24 protein-coding genes are annotated in these 23299 nt (G+C 71.7%); 17 read left to right on the top strand and 7 right to left on the bottom strand.

Features of this window, described 5'->3' with window-relative positions:
• Positions 1-24 precede the first annotated feature (24 nt).
• The 17 genes from ABD352_RS26180 (at position 25) to ABD352_RS26100 (ending at position 18127) form a co-directional block, all read left to right on the top strand.
• Positions 25-1485: an MmgE/PrpD family protein gene (locus ABD352_RS26180; RefSeq protein ID WP_344615132.1), complete on the top strand. Its 1461-nt coding sequence runs from the start codon at positions 25-27 to the stop codon at positions 1483-1485.
• A complete protein-coding gene (locus ABD352_RS26175; protein WP_344615131.1) occupies positions 1482-2021 on the top strand; it encodes a nitroreductase/quinone reductase family protein in 540 nt (179 codons plus the stop codon). The genes ABD352_RS26180 and ABD352_RS26175 overlap by 4 nt, the downstream gene beginning before the upstream one ends.
• The gene (locus ABD352_RS26170; protein WP_344615130.1) at positions 2018-3952 is read left to right on the top strand and encodes an FAD-dependent oxidoreductase; all 1935 of its coding nucleotides are present in this window, start codon (positions 2018-2020) and stop codon (positions 3950-3952) included. The genes ABD352_RS26175 and ABD352_RS26170 overlap by 4 nt, the downstream gene beginning before the upstream one ends.
• A 29-nt stretch (positions 3953-3981) precedes the next feature.
• Complete coding sequence (locus ABD352_RS26165; protein WP_344615129.1) at positions 3982-4932, top strand: ABC transporter permease; 951 nt, start codon at positions 3982-3984, stop codon at positions 4930-4932.
• Positions 4923-5804, top strand: a complete 882-nt coding sequence (locus ABD352_RS26160; RefSeq protein ID WP_344615128.1) for an ABC transporter permease — start codon at positions 4923-4925, stop codon at positions 5802-5804. Before ABD352_RS26165 ends, ABD352_RS26160 begins: the two co-directional genes overlap by 10 nt.
• Positions 5801-6829: an ABC transporter ATP-binding protein gene (locus tag ABD352_RS26155; protein ID WP_344615127.1), complete on the top strand. Its 1029-nt coding sequence runs from the start codon at positions 5801-5803 to the stop codon at positions 6827-6829. The genes ABD352_RS26160 and ABD352_RS26155 overlap by 4 nt, the downstream gene beginning before the upstream one ends.
• Before the next feature lie 8 nt (positions 6830-6837).
• Entirely contained in the window at positions 6838-7827 is a 990-nt protein-coding gene (locus tag ABD352_RS26150; RefSeq protein WP_344615126.1) for an ABC transporter ATP-binding protein, read from the top strand.
• Position 7828: 1 nt separating this feature from the next.
• Positions 7829-8377: a nuclear transport factor 2 family protein gene (locus ABD352_RS26145; RefSeq protein WP_344615125.1), complete on the top strand. Its 549-nt coding sequence runs from the start codon at positions 7829-7831 to the stop codon at positions 8375-8377.
• Positions 8374-9261, top strand: coding sequence for an LLM class F420-dependent oxidoreductase (locus ABD352_RS26140; protein ID WP_344615124.1), 888 nt, complete (start codon positions 8374-8376; stop codon positions 9259-9261). The genes ABD352_RS26145 and ABD352_RS26140 overlap by 4 nt, the downstream gene beginning before the upstream one ends.
• Complete coding sequence (locus ABD352_RS26135; RefSeq protein WP_344615123.1) at positions 9258-9743, top strand: nuclear transport factor 2 family protein; 486 nt, start codon at positions 9258-9260, stop codon at positions 9741-9743. Before ABD352_RS26140 ends, ABD352_RS26135 begins: the two co-directional genes overlap by 4 nt.
• A 97-nt stretch (positions 9744-9840) precedes the next feature.
• Positions 9841-11514, top strand: coding sequence for an AMP-binding protein (locus ABD352_RS26130; RefSeq protein ID WP_344615122.1), 1674 nt, complete (start codon positions 9841-9843; stop codon positions 11512-11514).
• Positions 11515-11517: 3 nt separating this feature from the next.
• The gene (locus ABD352_RS26125) at positions 11518-12690 is read left to right on the top strand and encodes an acyl-CoA dehydrogenase family protein (RefSeq protein ID WP_344615121.1); all 1173 of its coding nucleotides are present in this window, start codon (positions 11518-11520) and stop codon (positions 12688-12690) included.
• 5 nt (positions 12691-12695) lie between these two features.
• Positions 12696-13703: a bifunctional MaoC family dehydratase N-terminal/OB-fold nucleic acid binding domain-containing protein gene (locus ABD352_RS26120; RefSeq protein WP_344615120.1), complete on the top strand. Its 1008-nt coding sequence runs from the start codon at positions 12696-12698 to the stop codon at positions 13701-13703.
• Positions 13703-14827, top strand: a complete 1125-nt coding sequence (locus ABD352_RS26115) for an acyl-CoA dehydrogenase family protein (protein WP_344615119.1) — start codon at positions 13703-13705, stop codon at positions 14825-14827. Before ABD352_RS26120 ends, ABD352_RS26115 begins: the two co-directional genes overlap by 1 nt.
• Positions 14824-15255 carry a hotdog family protein gene (locus ABD352_RS26110; protein WP_344615118.1) on the top strand — a complete coding sequence of 144 codons (432 nt, stop codon included), beginning with the start codon at positions 14824-14826 and terminating at the stop codon, positions 15253-15255. The genes ABD352_RS26115 and ABD352_RS26110 overlap by 4 nt, the downstream gene beginning before the upstream one ends.
• Positions 15252-16433 carry a lipid-transfer protein gene (locus ABD352_RS26105; RefSeq protein WP_344615117.1) on the top strand — a complete coding sequence of 394 codons (1182 nt, stop codon included), beginning with the start codon at positions 15252-15254 and terminating at the stop codon, positions 16431-16433. Before ABD352_RS26110 ends, ABD352_RS26105 begins: the two co-directional genes overlap by 4 nt.
• Positions 16434-16516: 83 nt before the next feature.
• Positions 16517-18127: a FadD3 family acyl-CoA ligase gene (locus ABD352_RS26100; RefSeq protein WP_344615116.1), complete on the top strand. Its 1611-nt coding sequence runs from the start codon at positions 16517-16519 to the stop codon at positions 18125-18127.
• 45 nt (positions 18128-18172) lie between these two features.
• Here the strand turns inward: ABD352_RS26100 and ABD352_RS26095 are convergent, their stop codons facing one another.
• The 7 genes from ABD352_RS26095 to ABD352_RS26065 form a co-directional block, all read right to left on the bottom strand.
• Entirely contained in the window at positions 18173-18751 is a 579-nt protein-coding gene (locus ABD352_RS26095; RefSeq protein ID WP_344615115.1) for a TetR/AcrR family transcriptional regulator, read from the bottom strand.
• Positions 18752-18877: 126 nt separating this feature from the next.
• Positions 18878-20089: an MFS transporter gene (locus tag ABD352_RS26090; RefSeq protein ID WP_344615114.1), complete on the bottom strand. Its 1212-nt coding sequence runs from the start codon at positions 20087-20089 to the stop codon at positions 18878-18880.
• Positions 20090-20104: 15 nt separating this feature from the next.
• Entirely contained in the window at positions 20105-20869 is a 765-nt protein-coding gene (locus tag ABD352_RS26085; protein ID WP_344615113.1) for an enoyl-CoA hydratase/isomerase family protein, read from the bottom strand.
• Positions 20870-21018: 149 nt separating this feature from the next.
• Positions 21019-21486, bottom strand: a complete 468-nt coding sequence (locus ABD352_RS26080) for a pyridoxamine 5'-phosphate oxidase family protein (protein WP_344615112.1) — start codon at positions 21484-21486, stop codon at positions 21019-21021.
• Between the two features lie 174 nt (positions 21487-21660).
• Positions 21661-21831: a hypothetical protein gene (locus ABD352_RS26075; RefSeq protein WP_344615111.1), complete on the bottom strand. Its 171-nt coding sequence runs from the start codon at positions 21829-21831 to the stop codon at positions 21661-21663.
• Between the two features lie 71 nt (positions 21832-21902).
• On the bottom strand, positions 21903-23042 hold the full coding sequence (locus ABD352_RS26070; RefSeq protein WP_344615110.1) for an FAD-dependent monooxygenase: 1140 nt from the start codon (positions 23040-23042) through the stop codon (positions 21903-21905).
• A gap of 30 nt (positions 23043-23072) precedes the next feature.
• Positions 23073-23299 (bottom strand): hypothetical protein (locus ABD352_RS26065; protein WP_344615109.1); only part of this gene is annotated, 227 nt, incomplete at its 5' end.

Genomic DNA, 23299 nt, shown 5'->3' with positions numbered 1-23299 from the left:
CGCACCCACCTGAAGGAGCCTGGTTTGACCCCCACCACCGTCGAAGCGCTGGCCGGATTCGTCGCCGACCACGCGCGCCGTGCGCTGCCGGACGACGTCAACGACTACGCGAAACTGGTTCTCCTGGACACGGTCGTGGCCGGGCTGGGAGCGGTGGCGACCGAGCGCGGCCGGATGGCCGCCCGGCTCGCCGCCCGCATGGCCGGCGGCGACTCGGCCAGCGTGTTCGGCTCACCGGAGCGCACCACCGTGACGTCGGCGGCCTACGCCAACGCCGACCTGATGAACGTGCTCGACGCCGACGAGACCTTCTTCAACGGCGCGCACTTCGCGGCGATGGGTATCGCGGCGGCGCTCGCACAGGCCGAGAGCCGGCACGCGTCGGGCGCGGAGCTGGTACGCGCCACCGCGCTCAGCTTCGAGGTGAGCGCCCGGCTCAACCTCGGCACCTCCCTGATGGAGTACGACGGAAACACCTTCCGGTTCTCCAAGCTCTCCTCGCACGGCTACGCCGCCCTCGGCGCGGTCGCCGGCTACGGCGTGGTGAGCGGCTTCGACGCGCACCGGTACGGCAACGCGTTCGGCCTGGCGACGTGGCTGGCGCCGACCGCGAAGAACGGGTTCATGTCGCAGCGCCGCCGGTTCAACTCGCTGAAGTACGCCCCGAACGGCCAGATCGCGGCCGCGGGTGTGACCGCGGCGATGATGGCCGAGGAGGGGTACGAGGGCGATCTGACCACATTGGACACCGAGCCCGGGTTCTTCGAGGCGCAGGGCTACTTCAGCGGTTCCCGGGCGGCGATCCTGGCCGAGCTGGGCACGAAGTGGTGGATCACCGAGACGTCGCTCAAACCGTATCCGGCGTGCCGCTACACCAACGCCGCGCTGGACGCGCTGCTGGACCTGCAGCGGCGGGAGAACATCGGCGCCGACGACATCGAACGGATCGAGATCCGGCTCTCCCCGGCGGCGTACAGCATCTCCCAGTTCCGCGACCCGCTGCGCGACATCCCGGCCGACCACGTGGCGCCGTTCCACGGCCAGTTCAACGCGCCGCAGCTGGCCGCCGTCGCGCTGCTGGGCATCCCGCCCGGGCCGAAGTGGTTCGAGCCGTCCCTGTCACAGGACCCGGCGGTGCGCGCGCTCGCCGCGAAGGTGAGCACCGCGCCCGATCCGCAGCTCGCCGAGGAGTGGCAGCAGACCATCACCAGCGGCACCGGGGAGAAGGTGCGGCGCACCCGGGGCAGCCTGACCGTGCTCGCCCGGGGCAAGGAGCACGTGGTCGAGTCCGACTACGCCATGGGCGATCCGTGGAGCGACCAGACGCGCGCCGACTGGGACTTCGTGGCGAACAAGCTCGACAGCTTCTGCGGCGACATCCTCGACTCCGGCCAGCGGCGCACGCTGTTGCGCACCGTCCGGGACCTGGAGTCGGTGGCCGACGTCGCCACCGAGCTCGCGCCGCTGTGGAGGGCGGCCGGGTGAGCACGCAAGATCGAGCGGCGAAGGAGAGCCTCGCCTTCACCTCCTACGGCCGGCCGTGGCTGATCGTGTTCCGCGGGCGGTTCGGGATGGCGTTCGACCGCTGGCTGGTGCGCCGCACGGGGTTCTCGGTGGTGTCGCTGCAGTACGCGCTCGCCGGCGGCCAGCGTTACCAGCCGACCCTCCTGCTCACCACCATCGGCGCGAAGACGGGGGAGCTGCGCTCGGTCGCGCTGCCGTACATCCGCCGCGGCGACGACTACGTCGTGGTGGCGTCGAAGGGCGGCGGCCCGGTGAATCCGGCCTGGGTCGCCAACCTCAAGGCCACCGACCGGTGCTGGCTGCGGGTGCGCCGGCGCGGCATCGCGGCCCGCGCCCGGGTGGCCACCGGCGAGGAGCGCGCGGCGCTCTATCCGTACGTCGTCGAGCGAAAGCCGAACGTGGCCCGCTACCAGGAGCGCGCCTCGACCTTCGGCCGCGAGATCCCCCTGGTGGTGCTCAGCCCCACCAAGCCGGCCCCGAGAAAGGGACAGCGGTGACCGAAACACAGTTCCCCACACTGTTCTCCCCGTTCCAGCTCGGTTCGCTGACCCTGCGCAACCGGGTCGTGCTGGCGCCCCACAGCACCCACTACGCCAACCGGGTGGAGTCGGAGCGGCTGTCGGCCTACCTGGCGGAGCGCGCGAAGGGCGGGGTCGGCCTCATCATCCACGAGCCGGTCATCGTCCACCCGAGCAGCCTGTCGCGGGTGGGGAAGATCTGGGGGTACGACCCGGACAACGGCGGCGAGTACCGCCGTACCACCGATCTGGTCCATGAACACGGCGCCGGGATCCTCTGCCAGCTGATCCACAACGGACGGCAGGTGGACGGCTTCGAGTCCGGCCTGCCGGCGTGGTATCCGTCGGTGGCGAGCCGCCCCGGCACCTCCGAGCTGACCCACGAGATGACGCACGGCGAGATCGCCGAGGTGGTGGCGGGGTTCGCCCGGTCGGCGCGGATCTGCCGGGAAGGCGGCTTCGACGGCGTGGAGATCCACGCCGCGCACGGCTACCTGCTGCAGGCGTTCCTGTCCCCGGCGACGAACCGGCGCGACGACGAGTACGGCGGCGACGTCACCAACCGCACCCGCATCGTGCGTGACGTGGTCGCGGCGATCCGGGCCGAGGTGGGCAGCGACTTCGTCGTCGGCATCCGCGTCGTCGGCGACGAGTTCCAGCCCGGGGGCCTGGACACCGACGGGGCCGGGCAGGTCGCGGAGGCCCTGGCGGGGGCCGGCGGCGTCGACTACTTCTCGGTGGTCTCCGGGGCACTGAGCTCACACGACCGGATCGTGCCCGACATGTCCTTCCCGCGGGCGCTCAACGCCCCGCTCGCGGCGCCCCTGCGCGAGCGGGTGCGGCCGGTGCCGGTCCTGGTCACCGGCCGGATCGCCGAGCCACGGGAGGCGGAGGAGATCCTCGCCGCCGGCCAGGCCGACCTGGTCGGCATCGTCCGATCCGCGATCGCCGACCCCCGCTGGGTCGCGAAGGCGCAGGCCGGCACGACGGCGCAGATCAGGCCGTGCGTGTACGGCAACGACTGCCGCGACGCGATCGGCGCCCGGCGCGCCCTGTCCTGCATGGTCAACCCGGACGCGGGCACCGAGAGCCGGCCGGCGCGACCCGTGACGGTCGGGAGCCCCCGACGGGTGGTGGTGGTCGGGGGCGGCATCGCCGGCATGGAGGCCGCGGTGGCGGCCGCGGACCGGGGCGATCAGGTCGTCCTGCTGGAGCGCACGGACCGGCTCGGCGGGCAGCTCAACCTCGCCGCGGCGGCGCCGATCCGCGCCGAGCTGGCCCGTCTCACCGAGCACATGACGCTGCGGGTGGCCGCGAGCGGCATCGACCTGCGCCTCGGCAGGCCGGCCGACGCGGACGGCGTGGCGAGTCTGCGCCCGGACCTGGTGGTGCTCGCCACCGGTGCGACGCAGCCCGCTAGCCGGTTCGGCACGGGGGCGGTGTGCAGCTGGGACATCCTGGCCGACCCCGCCGCGCGGCCGGCGCTGCGGCCCGACGTGGTGCTGTTCGACGAGTCCGGCGGCAACGGGTGGCCGCTGTTCGCCACCGCCGAGGTGCTCATCGCCGCCGGCCATCGGCTGACCGTCGTGTCCGGCGCGGCCGCGATCGGCACCGCGGTGGAGGCGGCGAGCCTGCCCCCGCTGCTGCGGCGGCTGCGGGCGGAGATCCTGCTCACCAGCACGGTGGAGCGCTCCGGCGACGGCCTCACCATCCGCAACCTCTACTCGGGCGCCACCACCGAACGCGACTCGGCGACGCTCGTCGTCGAATCCGGCCGTCGCCCGCTGGACCACCTGGCGCAGCAGCTGCGCGGGGCGGGGCTGCCGGTCGTGGTCGTGGGCGATGCGCTGGCGCCGCGCCGGATCAGCACCGCCATCCGTGAGGGCCGAGCGGCGGTACGCGCCGAGTAGGCGGGCGTCTGTCGAGATTGGAGCTTGGAATGTGGTGGTTTGCGCTGAAGCGGATCGTCACGCTCGTCCCGGTCATGATCGTGGTCTCCATGGCCACCTTCGGGCTGATCCTCGCCGTGCCGGGCGATCCGGCGGCGCGCATCGCCGGGCCGAACGCGACCGACGCGCAGATCGCGCTGATCCGCGAGCAACTCGGCGTGAACGATCCGGTCGTCGTGCAGTACCTGCACTGGCTCGGTGGCGCGGTCACCGGTGACCTCGGCGACTCGCTGATGTTCATGCGCCCGGTGACCGACCTGATCGCGGAGCGGCTACCGGTCACCGTCACGCTCGCCCTGGTCGCGCTGCTGTTCGGCACGGTCGGCGGCGTCATCCTCGGCACGATCGCGGCGACGAGGAAGAACAAGTTCGTCGACAAGGCGAGCATGGTGCTGTCCTCCGCCGGCATCGCGACCCCGAACTACTGGCTCGCGCTGTTGCTGGTGCTGCTGTTCGCGCTGACGCTGCGCTGGCTGCCGGTGGGCGAGTACGTGCCGTTCACCGAGGACCCGGCCGGCTGGGCGCAGCACCTGATCCTGCCCGGCATCGCGCTCGGCGCGGCGTTCGGCGCGGAGACCGCCCGCCAGGTCCGCAGCGCCATCGTGGAGGTGAAGGAACTGCCCTACGTGACCACCGCGCGGTCGCAGGGCCTGCGGCGGGGCATGGTGCTCGGCAAGTACGTGGCGAAGAACGCCGCGATCCCGGTCGTCACCGTGCTCGGCCTGCAGTTCACCCGCATTCTCGGCGGGGCGGTGCTGATCGAGCAGATCTTCAGCCTGCCGGGTCTCGGCTCGCTCATGGTCAACGCGGTCCTCGCGCAGGACATGCCGCTGATCCAGGGCGTGATCCTGATGACGGTCATGGTGGCGGTCGTGGTCAACACGCTCGTCGACCTGTCCTACGCATGGCTCAACCCCAAGGTGAGGTCACAATGGGCGTGACGACGTCCCCCAACGCCCCGGCGACCACGGCGCCCGCGTCGCGAGGGGTGCTGCGCCGCTTCCGCCGGCAGCGCCTGGCGATGCTGGCCCTGGCGTTCATCGCCGCGATGGTCGTCGTCGCGGTCTTCGCCGGGGTGCTCGCCCCGCACGACCCGAACGCGCAGAACCTGAACCGCGTGATGGAAGGCCCGTCCGGCTCGTATCCGCTCGGCACCGACCAGCTCGGCCGCGACGTGCTGTCCCGGCTGATGTACGCCGCCCGGCTGTCGCTGCTGGCGGCCGGGATCGCGGTGGCGTTCGCGGTCGTGATCGGCCTGCCGATCGGGCTCGCCGCCGGCTACCTGGGTGGCATCACCGACCGGGTGGTCATGCTCGTCACCGACGGGCTGATGGGCTTCCCGCCGATCATCCTCGCCGTCGGCGTGGTGGGCGCGCTCGGACCGGGCATCGTGAACGCGATGATCGCGGTCGGGATCATCTACATCCCGCGGACCATCCGGGTGGCCCGCGGTGCCGCCCTCGCCATCCGCAACGACACCTATTTCGAGGCGTCGCGCAGCATCGGCACCCCGACCGGGCGGATCCTGCGCACGCACATGCTGCCCAACATCCTGCCGCCCGTGATCGTCCAGGTGTCGCTGATGATGGGCTTCGCGATGCTCGCCGAGGCCAGCCTGAGCTTCCTCGGCCTCGGCGCGCAGCCCCCCGATGCCAGCTGGGGATCGATGCTCGGCTCGGCCGCGCGGGAGCTCAGCCGCCAGCCGTGGCTGATGGTCTGGCCGGGCCTCGCCATCGCGCTGACCGTGCTGGCGTTCAACGTGCTGGGCGACGGGTTGCGCGACTCGTTCGGACGAGCGGAGCGGCGAGGATGAGCGAGCCGGTGATGACCACGACGACCACGAAGACCACGACGCAGTCGACGCTCGAGGTCGAGAACCTGTGCGTGGAGTTCCGCACCGACGCCGGGTGGCGGCGCGTCGTGGACGGGGTCAGCTTCTCCGTCGCACCCGGCGAGACCCTCGGCCTGGTGGGTGAGTCCGGCTCCGGCAAGACCGTCACCTGCATGTCGATCCCGCGGCTGCTGCCGCGTCAGGCGCGCATCGCGGCCGGGTCGATCCGGCTGGCCGGGCGCGATCTGCTGGCGCTGCCGGAGTCCCAGATGCAGGAGGTGCGCGGCCGGGACATCGGCGTGGTCTTCCAGGAACCGTCGGCGAGCCTGAACCCCGCGTTCACCGTCGGCGACCAGATCATGGCCGTGATCCGCCGGCACGAGCGGATCGGCCGGCGCCAGGCCCGGCAACGCGCGATCGAGCTGCTGCGCCAGGTCGGCATCCCCCGGGCGGACCTGCGGGTGGACGCCTATCCGCACGAGTTCTCCGGCGGCATGGCCCAGCGTGCCATGATCGCCATGGCCATCGCCTGCTCGCCCGCGCTGCTGCTCGCCGACGAGCCGACCACCGCGCTGGACGTCACGATTCAGGCGCAGATCATCGATCTGTTCCGCAGCCTGCAGGACGAACTGGGCATGGCGATGATCGTGGTCAGTCACGACCTGGCGATGGTGGGGGAGCTGGCGCACCGGATCAACGTCATGTACTCGGCCGAGGTGGTCGAGACGGGCACCCGCTCGCAGGTGCTGGGCGAGCCGCGCCACCCCTACACCGAGGGGCTGCTGTCGGCGATGCCGCATCTCACGACCGATCAGGGGCGCCTGAACGTCATCCCGGGCACCGCCCGGGTGGCCGGCGACGAGGCCACCGGATGCCGGTTCGCGCCGCGCTGCTCCTACGCGGCCGAGCAATGCACCGCCGCGGACATCCCCCTGACGTACGCCCAAGGCACCCACGCGCAACGGTGCGTGCGGGCTGACGAACTCTCACTGCGAGGCTGGGTATGAGGCAGTCGGTGCTCGAGGTCGAACAGCTCAGCGTCCGCTTCGGCGGATCGAGGCTGCGTCGGCGCAAGCCCATCATTCACGCGGTCAATGGGGTGAGCTTCCAGCTCGACCGGGGCGAGACGCTGGCGCTCGTCGGCGAGTCGGGCTCCGGCAAGTCCACCACCGCCCGCGCCGCACTGCGTCTGTTGCGTGCCACCTCCGGGACCATCCGCTGGCTCGGCCGGGACGTCACCACGCTGACCGGCAGCCAGCTGCGTGAGCATCGGCGCCACGTGCAGATGGTGTTCCAGGACCCGTACTCGTCGCTGGACCCGTCCATGACCATCGACGAGATCGTGGCCGAGCCACTGTACGTCCACACCAAGCTGGACCGGGCCGGACGGCGGGACCGGGTCGTGCAGGTGCTGGAGATGGCCGGCCTGTCCGCTCAGTACCTGGGCCGCTATCCCCAGGAGTTCAGCGGCGGCCAGCGCCAGCGCGTCGCGATCGCCCGCGCGCTCGCCACGGATCCGGAAGTGATCATCGCCGACGAGGCGGTGAGCGCGCTGGACGTGAGCACCCGCAACCAGATCCTCAACCTGATGAAGGACCTGCAGGCCGAGTCCGGGGTGTCCTACCTGTTCATCTCGCACGACCTCGGCGTCGTCGGGCACCTCGCCCACCGGGTCGCGGTCATGTACCTGGGGTCCATCGTGGAGGAGGGCAGCACGGCGCGGGTGTTCGGCGCCCCCGCCCACCCCTACACCGAGGCGCTGCTGAAGTCGGTGCCCTCGACATCGTTGACGCAACAGGGCACCGGGCGCTTCCGGCTGGCCGGCGAGCCGCCGGACCCGAGCAGGCCGCCGACCGGCTGCCCGTTCCACGGCCGCTGCGCCAAGGCGATCGACATCTGCTCGGTGGAGATGCCGTCGCCGCGCCCGGTGCCGGGCGGGGGCACCGCGGCGTGCCACCTGGTGCCGGTCACCGCCGCGGCGCAGCCCGCCACGGCTGGAGGCTGACATGCTCACGCAGGCGCAACTGCTGGACCGGGCCGAGATCGAGGATGCCGTCAAACGGTACTGCCGCGCGGTGGACCGGTGCGACTGGCCGCTGCTCGCGCGCTTCTACCACGCCGACGCGGCGATCCGGCACGGGCCGTACGAAGGCGGGCCGGAGGGGTTCGTCGAGTTCGTCAAGGCGCGGCGGGTCGGCATGCGGCACACCGCGCACTACGTCGGCAACATCCTGGTCGAGTTCGGCGGCCCGGACACCGCGGTGGCGGAGACGTACGGGTTCGCGACCCAGACCTTCGTGCCGCCGTCCCCGCTCGTGCCGGAAGGTGCGGTGGCCACCCGAATCCGCGCCGCCTACCGGTACGTGGACCGGTTCGAGCGCCGCGACGGCCGATGGGCGGTGGCGGCGGCCCTGCTGGTCACCGGCGAGCGCGACCTGCGGCACTTCACGGACGCGCCACCCGACGACTCCGCCGTGGTGGGCCAGCAGCCCTCCACGGCCGATCCGCTCTACGCCATGCTCGCCCAGCTGACCTCGAATGGAAACTGCTCATGAAGTACGCGATGCTGGCCCCCGCGGTCACCGGCACGACGGCGGACCCCGCCTGGATCGCGGCGTTCGCCGCGCACGCCGAGGCGTGCGGCTTCGAGTCGATCGTCGTGGTGGAGCACGCCGTGGTGGTGAGCCGCTACGACAACGCCTACCCCTACGACGCATCCGGCCGGATGGAGCTGCCGGACGACTGTCCCATCCCCGATCCGCTCGAGCTGCTGGCGTTCCTGGCCGGCCGTACGAGCCGGATCGGCCTGGCCACCGGGGTGCTGGTGCTCCCCAACCACCACCCGGTGGTGCTGGCGAAGCGGGTGGCGACGCTCGACGTGCTCTGCGGCGGACGGCTCCGCCTGGCCGTCGGCATGGGCTGGATGCGCGAGGAGATCGAGGCCTGCGGGACCGACTTCGCCAGCCGCGGCCGGCGCGCCGACGAGTCCATCGACGTGATGCGGGCGCTGTGGGCGGACACCGCCCCCGACGGGGCCACCCACCACGGCGAGTTCTTCCGGCTCGACCGCGCGATGAGCTACCCCAAGCCCCTGCAGCCCGGCGGTGTCCCGATCCACATCGGCGGACACAGCGTGGCGGCCGCGCGCCGGGCCGGTCGGCGCGGCGACGGGCTGCAGCCGCTCGGTGTGGTCGGCGACGACCTTCGCCGGCTCGTGGGGATCATGCGGGACGAGGCGAGCGCGTGCGGCCGTGATCCGGACCGGCTGGAGCTCACGCTCGGCTATTCGGCGGCGAAGATCACGCCGGAGCGGGCCGAGCGGCTGGCGGCGCTCGGCGCCGACCGGGTGCTGCTCACCGTCACCGACAGCCCGGACCTCGCCGCGGTGATGGACGAGATGTCCGCCTGCGCGGATCGGCTCGGGCTGGCCGGGTCGTGATCGCGGGTTCCGGCCGCGAGCAGCTCGGCGATCTGGCGCACCGCTACGCGTATCTGGTCGACCGGCGTGAGCTGTCCGCAGCGGTGGAACTCTTCACCGCGGACGCGGTGCTCGTGCTGCCCGACCCGCCGGCGCGGCTCGATCCGGTGCGGGCGTACGCCGGCCGGCAGCAGATCGCCGAGGCGCTGGCGCCGCTGCACGGCATCGCGGCGACCATGCACGGGATCCTCGGTCTGGTCCTCGAGCCGGCCGAGCCGGGCACGGCGCGGGGCTGGGTGAGCGGCGTCGCGCATCACGTCACCGAGCACCCGGACGGCGCGATCACGGACCTGGTGTGGTACCTGCGCTACGCCGACCACTATCGCCATGACGACGGGCGCTGGCTGATCGCCCGGCGGGAGCTCTCCATCGAGTGGATCGAGGTCCGGCCGGTGCGCAGGCGTCTCGGCAGGAGTGGCACATCACGCATCGCTGTGCCTTGACCACGCGTGAATCACGACTATAGATTCCAACCAAGCGCTTGTTTGGCTACCCGATCGCGGGGCGGTCAATTCCTCCATCGTTCGAGCGGAGCTGCCGGTGCGCACGTTTGCCGAAGTGGTGCGGTCCAGAGCGAATGACGACCGGGTGGGTCTGCGCTTCGGGGACCAGGAGTGGACCTGGGCCGAAGTGGTACACGAGTCAGCGGTGCGGGCCGCCGCGCTCGCCCGCCTGCCCCGCAACGGCGGGCAGGTCCACATTGGAGTGTTGCTCGAGAACGTGCCGGACTTCGTCTTCTGGATCGGCGCGGCCGCGCTGAGCGGCTCCGTCCTCATCGGCATCAACCCGACCCGCCGCGGCGCCGAGCTCGCCGGCGACATCCGGCACACCGAGTGCGACCTGATCCTCACCGAGGACCGGCTGGCCGGCCTGCTCGACGGCATCGACCACGGGGTGCGGCCGGACCAGGTGTTCAATGTGGACAGTGCGGGCTATCAGGACTGGCTCCGGCCCTACCGCGACGCCGCGCTGCCGGACGGCGATCCGGATCCGCGAGACATCCAGCTGCTGCTCTACAGCTCGGGCTCCACCGGCGCGCCGAAGGCGGTGATCTGCTCGCAAGGGCGGCTGGGCGCCCTCGCGGTCGCGCTCGCCGAGCGGGCCGAGCTGACGCTCGCCTCGGTGAGCTACCTGTGCATGCCGCTGTTCCACGGCAACGCCATCATGCTCAACCTCGCCCCGTCGATGTACGTGGGCAGCACGGTCGTCATGACCCGCAAGTTCTCCGCCTCCGGCTTCGTGCGGGACCTGCACCGGTACGGTCTCACGTACTTCAACTACGTCGGCCGGGCGCTGAGCTACGTGCTCTCGGTGCCCGAGGACCCACGCGACCGCGGCAGCACCCTGAGCCTCGCGGTCGGCACCGAGGCGTCGCTGGCGGACGTGCGGCGGTTCAGCGAACGGTTCACGTGCCGGGTCTCGGAGGGCTACGGCTCCAGCGAAGGCGTGTTCCGGCTCAACCGGACGCCGGACGCGCCGGACGACTCGCTCGGGCTGCCGGTCGGCGGCACCGACGTCCGCGTGCTCGACGAGCAGGGATCGCAGTGCCCGCCCGCGGTGTGGGACGAGCACGGCCGCCTGCTCAACGCCGACGAGGCGATCGGTGAGATCGTCGCGATCGGCAAGGCGGCGGCGTTCGAGGGCTACTACAAGAACCCGCAGGCGCAGGCCCAGCGGGTCCGGGGCGGCGACTTCTGGACCGGCGATCTGGCCTACCGCGACGCGGACGGCTACTTCTACTTCGCCGGGCGCTCGTCGGACTGGCTGCGGGTGGACAGCGAGAACTTCGCGGCCGCACCCGTCGAGCGGATCCTGGAGCGCTGGGCCCCGGTGGCGATCGCGCTCGTCTACGCGGTGCCCGACCCGCGCACCGGCGACCAGGTGATGTGTGGCCTGCAACTGGTGCCGGACGCCGGCTTCGACCCCGCCGCGTTCGCCGGCTTCCTGGACGAGCAGGCCGACATGGGCACCAAGTGGCGGCCCAGGTTCGTGCGCGTCCTGACCGAAGTACCCACCACCGGCAACAACAAGGTGGCCAAGACCGTGCTGCGCCGGGCGGCCTGGGTCACCGAGGACACGGTGTACTGCCGCACCGGCAACGAACGCGAGTACCGGTTGCTCGACCGCCACGAGCGCGAGCGGCTGGCCGCCGAGTTCGTCGAACATGGGCGCGGGGCGCTGATCCCGTCCGCGCGCGACTCCCGGAAGGACTGAGCGGTGTTCCTGGAATACACGGACGAACAGCACCAACTGCGCCGGGAGCTGCGGGCGTACTTCGCGCGGCTGCTGACCCCCGAGGTGCGGGAGGCGATCGGCGGCATGAACGAGGACCGCCCCGCCTACCGCGAGGTGGTCCGGCAGATGGGCCGCGACGGATGGCTCGGCCTCGGCTGGCCCACCGAGTACGGCGGGCAGGGCCGTCCCGCCGTCGACCAGTACATCCTCTTCGACGAGGTACAGCGGGCCGGGGCGCCGTTCCCGTTCGTCACCATCAACAACATCGGGCCGACGATCCAGCGGTTCGGCACCGAGGAGCAGAAGCGCACGTACCTGCCCGGGATGCTCACCGGAGACGTCCTGTTCGCGATCGGCTACACCGAGCCGGACTCGGGCACCGACCTCGCCTCGCTCAAGACGCGCGCGGTGCTCGACGGTGACGACTGGGTGATCAACGGCAACAAGGTGTTCACCAGCGGCGCCTCCCAGGCGGACTACATCTGGCTGGCCTGCCGGACCGATCCGGCCGAGCCCAGGCACCACGGCATCTCCATCGTCATCGTGTCCACATCGGACCCCGGGTTCAGCAGCACCCCGATCGCGACCTCCGGGCTCACCCACACCAACGTCACCTACTACAGCGACGTGCGGGCGCCGCGGGAGAACCTGGTGGGCGAGCTGCACGGCGGGTGGAAGCTGATCAACTCACAGCTGGGCCACGAACGGGTCGGCCTCGCCGCGTTCGGCGGGCGCACCGAACAGCTGTGGGAGGACGTGGCCGACTGGTGCCGCCAGGACCAGGGCGCGGGGCGGCCCGTGGACCAGCCCTGGGTCCGCCACGACCTCGCCCGCACCTACGTGGAGATCGAGGCGATGCGGCTGCTCAACTGGAAGCTCGCGGTGCTGGGCGAGGCGCAGAGCCCGGACCCGGCGTCGGCGGCCGTGGCGAAGGTCTTCGGCACCGAGACGCACGACCGGGTGTGCCGGACCCTGCTCGGCGCGGTCGGTCCGCTGGCGACCCGCCGGCCGGGGTCCGCGGGCGCGCCGCTGGACGGGCGGCTGGAGGCGCTCACCCGCGGCTCCTACATCAACACCTTCGGCGGCGGCACCAACGAGGTGCTGCGCGACGTGATCGCCACGCGCGGTCTCGGCATGCCCCGGAAGGGCCGGTGACGTCGATGACCACCACGACAACGGTGACCGGCGAGGACACGTTGCTCGCGGCGCTGCGGGCGTTCGTCGGGCAGGAGGCGACACCGGTGCGCCACGCCCAGGAGCCGGTCAACCGCGCGATGATCCGCCACTTCGTCGAGGCGATGGGCGACGAGAACCCGGTGTACCTCGACGCCGAGGCCGCCGCCGCGAACGGCCGGGACGGCATCGTGGCCCCGCCGGCGATGCTGTCGACCTGGCTGATGGTGGGCTACAAGGCGCACCTGGCGGCCCGCTCCGGCCCGGCCGCGGACACCGCCATGGCGCGCCTGCTCGCGCTCCTCGACGAGGCGGGCTTCACCGGCGTCGTCGCCACGAACGACGAGCAGACCTACCATCGCGAGCTGCGCGAGGGCGACCAGCTCTCGATGCGGACGGTCATCGTCGAGATCTCGCCCCGCAAGCAGACCGGGCTGGGTCCCGGCTACTTCATCACCACCGCCCGCACCTACGTCGACCAGCACGGGGAAGTCGTCGCGGAGCAGCGGTTCCGCATTCTGCGGTTCAGCCCCGCGGCGGCCAAACCTTCCCCCGCCGATCCTTCCCCCGCCGACGCTTCGGCCGCCGACCCGGCGCAGCGGCCCAAGCCGTTCGTCACCCGCGACAACGAGTTCTGGTTCGCCGCCGCGCGGGAGCGCCGGCTGGTCATCCAGGCCTGCGACGCATGCGGCCGGTTGCGCCACCCACCGTCGCCGGCCTGCCCGCACTGCCGGTCCTTCGACTGGCACGAGGTGACGGCGAGCGGCCGTGGCAGCGTGCACAGCTTCGTGGTCAGCCACCACCCGAAGGCGCCGGGATTCGACTACCCGCTCACCGTCGTACTGATCGACCTCGAGGAGGGCACGCGCCTGGTCGCGGACTTCGCCGGGGACCCGGCCGAGGTGCGCATCGGCATGCCGGTCGAGATCGACTGGCTGACGTACGACGACGAGCTGACGCTGCCGCGTGCGCGCGCCCGGCGCGAGGAGATGTGATGGACTTCGAACTCACCGAGGGTCAGATCGCGGTCCGCGAGGTCGCGGCGGAAACGTTCGGCCGGCACGCGGACCCGCAGCGGCTCGCCGAGATCGAGGCCGGCGAGGAGCGCTTCGACCGTCGGCTGTGGCGCGAGCTCGCCGATGCCGGGGTACTCGGGCTCGGCGTGCCGGAGGAGTTCGGCGGCGCCGGGCTGGGCTTCGCGGAGACCACACTCGCGCTCATCGAGCAGGGCCGCCGGGTGTGCCTGGTGCCGCTGTGGGAGACGGCCTTCCTCGGTGCGCTGGCAATGGCCCGATACGGGACCGGCAAGCAGCGCGCCGACTGGCTGCCGCGGATCGCCGACGGCTCGGCCGTCATCACCGTCGCGTTGGAGCAGCCGGGTGCGGCGCGGCCCTGGCTGCCGCCGGTCGCGGCAACCGGTTCGGGCGACGCCTGGTCGGTCAGCGGCGAGGTGCTGTCGGTGCCGTACGGGCACGTCGCCGACGCCGTGGTGGTGCCCGCGCGGCTGGATTCGGGCGCGACGGCGCTGTTCCTCGTGCCGTGCGACGGGACCGGGGTACGGCGGCAGAGCTTCGAGCGCACCGACCGGGGCCGGTCGACGGACCTGACCCTCGACTCGGCGCCGGCGCAACCGCTCGGCGCGGGTCCGGCGCAGGACGGCGGGGAGGACGTGCTGGACTGGCTCCTGCAGCGCGCCTGGGTCGGGCTCGCCGCGATCCAGCTCGGCGTGAGTCAGGAATCGGTTCGCCAGACCGCGACGTACCTGTCCCAGCGGGAGCAGTTCGGGGTGCCGCTGGCGACCTTCCAGGCGGCGGCCCACCAGGCCGCCAACTGCCACATCGACACGGCGGCGATGGAGGTCACCTTCTGGAACGCGCTGTGGCGGCTGGAGACCGGCCGTCCGGCGGCGTCCGCGGCGCACGTGGCGAAGTGGTGGTCCGCCGACACCGGCGACCGGGTGGCCCGCGTGGTGCAGCACCTGCACGGCGGCATCGGCTCCGACATCACCTACCCGATCCACCGCTACATGTTGTGGAGCAGCCAGCTGGCCAACACCCTCGGCTCGGCCGGCTGGCACCTGGAGCAGGTCGGCGCGCAGATCGCTGGAGGGACCGCATGAGCCACCCCACCCGCCGGGCCGGCCAGGTCAGGGTCGGCGACAAGCTGCCCGAGCTGCGGCTGCCCGTCACCCGCACGCTCATCGTCGCCGGTGCGCTGGCCACCCGTGACTTCGAGGACGTCCATCACGACCCGGACCTGGCCATCGCGCGCGGTACCCCGGACGTCTACATGAGCATCAACAACTCCAACGGTCTCATCAGCCGCTACGTCACCGACTGGACCGGCCCGGGGGCGCGGCTCACCGCCCTGTCCACCCGGCTGGGCGTGCCGAACTTCCCCGGTGGAACGCTCACCCTGACCGGCGAGGTCACCGCGGTCGACGGTGACCTGGTCACCGTCGCGGTGGCGGGGACGACCGGGACCGGCACGCACGCGACCTCGACGGTGACGGTGCGGCTCCCGCAGCAGCAGGAGGGAATGTCATGACGTCCGACTTTCTGTCCGGGAAGGCGGCGATCGCCGGCATCGGCGCGACGGAGTTCTCGAAGAACTCCGGCCGCAGCGAGCTCCGGCTCGCCGTCGAGGCGGTGCTCGCCGCCCTCGACGACGCCGGCCTGAGCCCGCAGGACGTCGACGGCATGACCACCTTCACCATGGACGCCAACCCGGAGACCATGGTGGCCCGATCGCTCGGCATTCCCGAGCTCAAGTTCTTCAGCCGGATCCCGCACGGCGGCGGCGGGGCGTGCGCGCCGGTGCAGCAGGCGGCGATGGCGGTGGCCAGCGGGATCGCCGACGTGGTCGTGGCCTACCGGGCCTTCAACGAACGCTCCGGCGTGCGGTTCGGCCAGGGCCCGCCGCCGGGGAAGACCGCGGCCACGGCGGAGAACGAGTACCGTGCCTGGGTCAATCCGTACGGACTGCTCACCCCGGCGCAGCACACCGCCATGTTCGCCCGGCGCTACATGCACGCCTACGGCGCCACCACCGAGGATTTCGGCCGGGTCGCGGTGACCGTGCGCAAGCACGCCGCCGCCAACCCGCGCGCGTGGTTCTACGGCAAGCCGATCACGCTCGCCGACCACCAGGCGTCGCGGTGGATCGCCGAACCGCTGCGGTTGCTCGACTGCTGCCAGGAGACCGACGGCGGGCAGGCGATGGTCATCGTGAGCACCGAGCGTGCCCGTACCCTCCGGCATCCACCGGCGGTGCTGACCGCGGCGGCCCAGGGTATCGGTCCCGATCAGTACCCGATGGTGAGCTACTACCGCGACGACCTGACCCGCATCCCGGAGGTGGAGCTGTGCGCCCGCCAGTTGTGGGCCCAGTCGCACCTCGGGCCGCGCGACATCGACGCCGCGATCCTCTACGACCACTTCTCGCCGTACGTGCTCCATCAGTTGGAGGAGTACGGGTTCTGCGGCCGTGGTGAGGCGAAGGACTTCATCGCGGACGGCAACCTCGAGGTCGACGGGGCGTTGCCGACGAACACGCACGGCGGGCAGATCGGCGAGGGGTACCTGCACGGCACCAACGGCATCGCCGAGGGGGTGCGGCTGATCCGCGGCACCTCCACCACGCAGCCGGCAGACGTGGCCAACGTGCTGGTGACCGCTGGCGTCGGCGTGCCGACCAGCGCATTGATCCTGTCTGCGGACCGCTGACCATGGGTGCGTGCCGAACGTACGCCTGATCGGTCCGTTGTGATCGCAAGTGCAAGCCGGGTGGGGACGATGCGGAGGCGTGCGTGGCGAACGTGGAACAAGCCGAACTGACGACGATCCCTGCGTGTCTACGGATGGCGGCGGCCGACTCCCCGTCGGTCGAGGCCGTCGTCGACGGGGACCTGAGGCTGACCTTCGCGCAGCTCGACGCCGAGGTCACCACGTTCGCACGGGCGGCCGTCGCGCGAGGTCTGCGACCGGGTGACCGGGCGGCCGTGTGGGCGCCCAACTCCGGCCGCTGGATCATCGCCGCCCTCGGCATCCTGGCGGCCGGTGGGGTTCTCGCGCCGATCAACACCCGGTTCAAGGGGGAGGAAGCCCGATACGCGATCGGCCGGGTCCGGGCGAGTCTGCTGGTCGTCGAGGACGGGTTCCTCGACAACGGGTACCTCGCGGCGGTGCGCGGCAGCGACCCGCGGCCGCCGGCCGACCGGATGCCGGTCCCGGCGCTCCCGCACGTGCGGACCGTCGTCACGATCGATACCACCGACGATCCTTTCGCCCTGCCGTTCGAGCGGTTCCTGGCCGGCGCCGAGGCGGTACCCGCGCACGAGATCGACCGGCGCATCGAGCGGCTGCGCCCCGACGACATCGCCGACATCATGTTCACCTCGGGCACCACGGGCTATCCCAAGGGCGCGACGGTCACCCACGCGGCCAACATGCGGGTGAACCTGGCCTGGAGCGAGGCCGTGGGCCTGCGGCCGTTGGACCGGTACCTCCTCGTCAACCCGTTCTTCCACAGCTTCGGCTACCGGGCCGGCCTGCTCGCCTGCCTGATCCGGCGGGCGACGATGGTCCCGATGGCGGTGTTCGACGCCGACCGCACGATGCGGATCATCGAGCGGGAACGGATCACCGTCTTTCCGGGCGCGCCGACCGTGTACACCTCGATCCTCGACCGGCCGCAGTTTCGCCGCTTCGACCTGAGCTCGGTGCGGCTGGCCGTGACCGGGTCGACCATCGTGCCGGTGCCGCTGCTCGAACGGATGCGGCGCGAGCTGGGCTTCGAGTCGGTCATCACCGCCTACGGGCTCACCGAGACCTGCGGCACGGCGACGGTCTGCCCGCCGGACGCCGACGAGCACCGGATCTCGACGAGCTGCGGGAAGGCCATCCCGGGAACCGAAGTCGCCATCATGGACCCGCTCGGCGTGCTACTGCCGCCCGGCGAGTCCGGCGAGATCGTGGTGCGCGGCTACAACGTGATGGCCGGCTACTTCGAGGACCCGGCGGCGACCGCGAAGGCCGTCGACGCCGACGGGTGGCTGCACACCGGTGACGTCGGCCGGCTCGACGAGGACGGCTACCTGTGGGTGACCGACCGGATCAAGGACATGTTCGTGGTGGGCGGCTTCAACGTCTACCCGGCCGAGGTGGAACGGCTCATCGCCGAGCACCCGGCGGTCGCGGAGGTGGCCGTCATCGGTACGCCGGATGCCCGGATGGGTGAGGTGGGGCACGCGTTCGTGCTGCTCCGGCACGGCGCCGACGCCACCGGGGACGAGCTGATCGCCTTCTGCCGGGAGGCGATGGCCAACTACAAGGTGCCGCGCCGGGTGTCGATCGTCGAGGAGTTCCCGCGGACCCCGGGCGGGAAGATCCAGAAGTTCCGGCTCGTGCCCGCCACCTGACCCGATGCTCGCGCCGGTGTGACCGGCGCGCGGCACCCGCCGCGGTCAGCCGCGAACGGTCAGGCCGTCGAGGAACAGCGAGGTGCAGTTCCCGGCCAGTTCGGCGATCGAGTGTGCCTTGCTCGACTTGAACCAGCGCACGGTCAGCCACACGGAGTCACGCATGAACCGGTAGAGGATCTTCGGGTTGACGTCGTCGCGGAACGTGCCCTCGGCGATACCCGCCTCGATCACCCGCAGCCACGCGTCCTGGACCGCGCGGCCGGACTCCCTCAGGTAGCCGAACCGGGCGAACTGCAGCAGGTAGTTGAGGTCGTTCTGGTAGATCTCGGTGGCGTGCGGGTGCTCCTCGACCACTTCGAGCGACGCCACGATCAGGTCGTGCAGCCGCTCGCGGGCACCGGCCTCGCGGGCCAGCACGGCCTCGTACCTGACCTGGAGGTTCGTCAGGTAGGACGAGACGATCTCGTCGACCATCGCCTCCTTCGAGTCGAAGTGGTGGTACAGGCTGCCGGAGAGGATGCCGACCTCGTCGGCGATCTGGCGTACCGTGGTCGCCGCCACGCCCTTGCTGGCGAACAGCGCCGCGGCACTGTCGAGAATCGCCTCGCGTCGGTCTTTCAACGCTCGCGTCAACGTGTTCCTCCCGGTTCGATGGGCGTGAGCGGACCGACGGTACGGTAAGTCCGGCAACACTACCAAGCGTTTGTTACATCAGCGTGTCCGCGCGTCGCCGGCCCGCCGGGCTCGTCAATCCTCGGCCTCGTGGCTCGCGGATCGGCGGACACGCAGCGCGATGCCGAGCCCCGAAAGCACGGCCAGGAACCCGCTGCAGGCGAAGGCCCAGCCGACGTCGACCAGGCGGACCAGGCTGCCCAGGCCCAGGCCGCCGAGCGGGAGCAGGCCGCCCCAGCAGATGAAGTACAGGCTCATGACCCGCCCGCGCTGAGCGTCGTCGACGACGTGCTGCACGATCGAGTTGACCGATGTCATGATCGAGAAGCTGAGCCCGCCGCCGAGGATCATGAGTACGGTGAGCAGCGGAAACGATTGCGTCACGCCGATGAGTCCCACGACGACACCGAGCGCCGCCAGCTGGGCCGCCGCCGAGGCCACGCCGAGCCTCCGGCCACGCCAGGCGACGGACAGCACCCCGGCGAGCGAGCCGATGCCGCCCAGGGTGACCAGGGTCAGGAAGGCGGTCTCGCCGTTGTCGGAGACCCGCGACCCGATCAGCGGAAGTTGTGCCATGTAGGACGAGCCGAACAGGGACGTCGTCGCGACGACGGCGAGTGCCGGCATCGTCGGGCGCCGCTGCCGCGCGTGGCTGACACCGGCCGTGACCCGTTGCCAGAGCGACTCGACCGGCGCCGGCACCGCAGGGCGCACGGACGGGGCGAGCCGCGCGGCCAGGGTCACGGCGGCGACGGACAGGGCCGCGTAGGCACCGAAGGCGCTGACCGACCCACCGACGATGAGCACCGGGCCGACCAGTGCCGGGCCGGTGATACGGGCGAGGTTGACGCCCGCGGACTGCAGCGGCACCGCGCTGGCCATGTCCTCCATCGGCACGACGTTGGCGATGAGGGCATAGCTGGTGGGGGACAGGACGGTGGCGACGCATCCGGCCAGGAAGCTCAGGCCCATCAACGCCGGCAGGGATGTGGCCGCCAGCGCGGCCAGCAGGGTGGCCGTGACGGCCAGGGCCGTCGCGGCGACCTGGACGAGGATGATCAGTCTGCGCCTGTCCCGGCTGTCGGCGAACATTCCGGCCGGCAGGGAGAACAGCAGGAACGGCGCGAGGCTGCAGAAGTAGAGCAGGCCCAGGGCGAGGGGGTCGTTGCTGGTGCGATGGGCGACCTCCCACTGGAACGCGATCGTCGAGAACCAGTACCCGAGCTGGCCGAGGATGACCAGTGCCCACAGTTTGCGAAATGGCGGGTGTCGCAGCGCCCGGAACATCGCTCGGCCGGCCCGTCAGGACGCGGCGGGCGCGGCCCAGCGCGGTGCCCGCTTCCCGGCGAAGGCCGCCATGCCCTCGACGACGTCCGGCCCGGCGAGCAGGCGGTCCGTCGCCTCCCGGGCCCGGGCCCGCAGCGTGGCCCGGTCGGTCTCGATCGACCGGTACATCAGATCCTTGGTGGTGCGCACGGCCGCCGGTGAGTGCTCGGCGATCCGCTCGGCGAGCGCCACCGTCGTCGTCAGGACCTCCGGCCCCGGCACCACCCGGTTGACCAGGCCCAGCTCGTACGCCCGGGAAGCGGTGAGCCTGTCGCCGGTCAGCCCGACCTCCAGCGCCACCGCCAAGGGGAGCCGCTGCGGCAGGTCGGTCCCGCCCTCGGTGGCGGCGATGCCCAGGCTGACCTCGGGCAGTGCGAAGTACGCGTGCTCGGCGGCCACCCGCAGGTCGCAGGCCAACGCCAGCTCGAACCCGCCGCCGAGCGCCGGCCCGTTGATCGCCGCGAGCACCGGGAGCGGGTACCCGTCGCGCAGGAGGTGGAGCGGACTCGCGGCGGGGTCCGGCATCCCGGCCTCCGCCACCGCCTTCAGGTCCAGCCCGGCACTGAACGCCCGCTCGCCCGTCGCGGTCAGCACGACGGCGCGCACCTCCCGGTCGGCGGCGGCGTCGCGCAGGCCGCTGCTCAAGGCGTTGAGGGTGGCGTGGTCGAGACTGTTGCGCCGCTCGGGCCGGTCGATGGTGAGCAGCATGACCCGGCCGCGGTGTTCCCGGTGTACCGGCATCAGGCGGCACCGGCCGGTTCAAGGGTGACCGACCGCTCCGCCTGCGCGAAGAAGACGGCGGGATAGAGGATGCCGAATCGCATGCATCAATCTACCAAGCGCTTGCTTGCTCCTCAACCCCGTGGCGGCGACCCTGCTTGTCGGCAGCGTCACGCTTGCGCGTGTGTCAGGCCGTATTTGTCGGCCCACGCCCGTTTCAGGTCCTCCTCACTCCAGTGCCCGAACGTGTAGGCGGGGGAGTCCACCGGCAGCGCCCGTTCGACCCGGATCAGCACCGCCTCGTGACACGGATAGCCTGGGCCGTGGGTGTCCAGGACCCACTGGCGGGACGATGCGTACACGGGGTCGCCCTCGCCGCGCAGCTCGGCGTGTCCCCGGAAGCGATAGCCACGCCTGAGCAGGAAGTCGACCACGTTCACCTCGAGCCGGGGATCGCGGCGCAGGTTCGCCACCGTCGTGGGCGAGGCCATGTTCATGAACACCAGATGGTCGTCGTCGTGGACGCGCAGGGAACCTTTCGGGGAGAGGTTCGGGAAGCCGTCCTCGCAGACCGTCGCCACGAACGCGAGCCTCGCGCTGTCGATGATCCTCCGCATGTCCGCCGTGATGATGCCCATCGCTCCCCAGCCCTTCGTGCCGCGCCTGCGTGTTCGCACCGCGCTACCCACTCGGCCGACCGGGTCGCGGGCGCGCCGGGTCTTTCGCGGATTTCGCCCCTGCTCACCTGGCGCGCGTGAGCGCGGCCGCGGGCTGAGCGGCGTGGCCGATCAGCCCGCGTGAAAGCCGGTCACCTACACAATCGGAGACCCCGGGAAGACCTTGCACGCGGCAGGCTTGCCGGAGGTGAGGATGTGCCCCTCCACCGCGATCTTCCCGGACGGCGGCACGAGGTCGGGATACTCCGAGCCGCCGCCGATGATCTTGTTCGCGGCGTCGTAGCAGGCGGCTGCGGGAAACGCCACAAGGAATTATTTCGGCCGTATTGCGACACAAAAGCGCTCATGGAGTTCATGCGTTTCGCCGCCGACGCCGGTCAGGAGTACTGCGGCAGGTCGATGCTCGTGGCGAACTTGTCGGTCGCCTTGAGCAGCTGGCGCAGCATCCATGGGGAGCGGAACATCCAGTTGCGCATCGCCATGCGCGCGCGGTTGCCCGGGGCCAGGAATGGGCCCGCTTTGCCCTTGCGGGAGATGCTCGCGTAGCCGCGGAACACCGAATCGTAGCGGGCGAACGCGGTGCGGTGGTCGCCGCCCGCCGCGTGCAGCTCGCCCGCGAGGACGTACGCGCCGACGACCGCCAGGCCGGTGCCGAAGCCGCCGAGGGTGTTGCCGTATGCCGAGTCGCCGAGGAGGGCGACGCGGCCCTTGGCGTAGGCGGGGACCTCGGCGCGGCTGATCGAGTCGAGGTACACGTCGGTGGCGTCGTCCAGGCGGGCCAGCAGCTCCGGCACGCGCCACTTCGCCCCGCGGTACGCCTTGCGGAGCACGTCCTTCTGGGACTGCGGGTCGTAGCGGTCGTACTGCAGCTCCGGCGACGCGAAGACGAAGAACGCGGGCGCCTTCGGACCGCCGAGCGCGACCATGCGGCCCGGCTCGTTGTACATCACCGGGTCGCCGTCGGCTCCGAGCTCGACCAGGGCGTAGTAGTGCCCGAGGTGCCGCACGAAGTCGCGCTCCGGGCCGAAGGCGAGCCGCCGGACGTTGGAGTGGATGCCGTCGGCGCCGATGACGAGGTCGTAGGTGCGCGGGGCGGCGCCGGCGAAGGTGACGTGCACGCCGCCGGGAGTGTCGGTCAGCGACGTGACGGTGTCGCCGAAGAGGTACTCGCAGTCGCCCGCGGTCCGCTCGTACAGCAGCCGGGACAGCTCGCCCCGCCGGATCTCGATCTCGCCGCCGGTGAACTCGCCGGGGATGACGGCGAGCGGGCGCCCGGCCGCGTCGACGATGGTCTGATCCTGCCCGCCGGTCTGCAGCGCGCGGATGTCGTCGAGGATGCCCATGCGGGTCAGCACCGTACGGTGGGTCTCGCCCTTGAAGTCGACGGCCTGACCGCCGGTGCGCAGCCCGGGCGCGCGCTCGACGACGGTGACGGTGCAGCCGTACCGGGCCAGCCAGTGGGCGAGAGCGGGGCCGGCGATGCTCGCGCCGGAGATGAGGACCGTGGTGTTCTTCATGCCGATACGGTCGCGGGGACCGCTGACGGTTCACGACCGATCGGCTGACAGCCCTGTCAGTCCGGCCGAGTAGGCGGCGGCGAAGGCGTCCGGGCCCACCAGTTCGCGGGCGGCCGCGGCGGCCCGGGCGACGTCGGGGTCCCCGGCCACGGCGGTCCCGCGAAGCCCGGCGGCGACGCCGAGCAGGCGGGCGGCCTCCGCACCGTCGCCGCCGAGCGCGACCGTCCCGGCCCGCCCCTCGATGGCGTCGGCGAGGC

The organism is Dactylosporangium salmoneum, assembly GCF_039532525.1.
Taxonomy (GTDB): Bacteria; Actinomycetota; Actinomycetes; order Mycobacteriales; family Micromonosporaceae; genus Dactylosporangium; species Dactylosporangium salmoneum.
Note: the sequence above shows the minus strand (reverse complement) of the source record. Positions and strands in the feature narration are given on the sequence as shown.

Bases quoted from the DNA above. Each gene is read 5' to 3' on its own strand.
- ABD352_RS26105 (WP_344615117.1), top strand. From the start codon at position 15,252: ATGACGTCCGACTTTCTGTCCGGGAAGGCGGCGATCGCCGGCATCGGC.
- ABD352_RS26110 (WP_344615118.1), top strand. From the start codon at position 14,824: ATGAGCCACCCCACCCGCCGGGCCGGCCAGGTCAGGGTCGGCGACAAG.
- ABD352_RS26080 (WP_344615112.1), bottom strand. From the start codon at position 21,486: ATGGGCATCATCACGGCGGACATGCGGAGGATCATCGACAGCGCGAGG.
- ABD352_RS26155 (WP_344615127.1), top strand. From the start codon at position 5,801: ATGAGCGAGCCGGTGATGACCACGACGACCACGAAGACCACGACGCAG.
- ABD352_RS26090 (WP_344615114.1), bottom strand. From the start codon at position 20,089: ATGTTCCGGGCGCTGCGACACCCGCCATTTCGCAAACTGTGGGCACTG.
- ABD352_RS26160 (WP_344615128.1), top strand. From the start codon at position 4,923: ATGGGCGTGACGACGTCCCCCAACGCCCCGGCGACCACGGCGCCCGCG.
- ABD352_RS26115 (WP_344615119.1), top strand. From the start codon at position 13,703: ATGGACTTCGAACTCACCGAGGGTCAGATCGCGGTCCGCGAGGTCGCG.
- ABD352_RS26120 (WP_344615120.1), top strand. From the start codon at position 12,696: ATGACCACCACGACAACGGTGACCGGCGAGGACACGTTGCTCGCGGCG.
- ABD352_RS26145 (WP_344615125.1), top strand. From the start codon at position 7,829: ATGCTCACGCAGGCGCAACTGCTGGACCGGGCCGAGATCGAGGATGCC.
- ABD352_RS26140 (WP_344615124.1), top strand. From the start codon at position 8,374: ATGAAGTACGCGATGCTGGCCCCCGCGGTCACCGGCACGACGGCGGAC.
- ABD352_RS26085 (WP_344615113.1), bottom strand. From the start codon at position 20,869: ATGCCGGTACACCGGGAACACCGCGGCCGGGTCATGCTGCTCACCATC.
- ABD352_RS26070 (WP_344615110.1), bottom strand. From the start codon at position 23,042: ATGAAGAACACCACGGTCCTCATCTCCGGCGCGAGCATCGCCGGCCCC.
- ABD352_RS26165 (WP_344615129.1), top strand. From the start codon at position 3,982: ATGTGGTGGTTTGCGCTGAAGCGGATCGTCACGCTCGTCCCGGTCATG.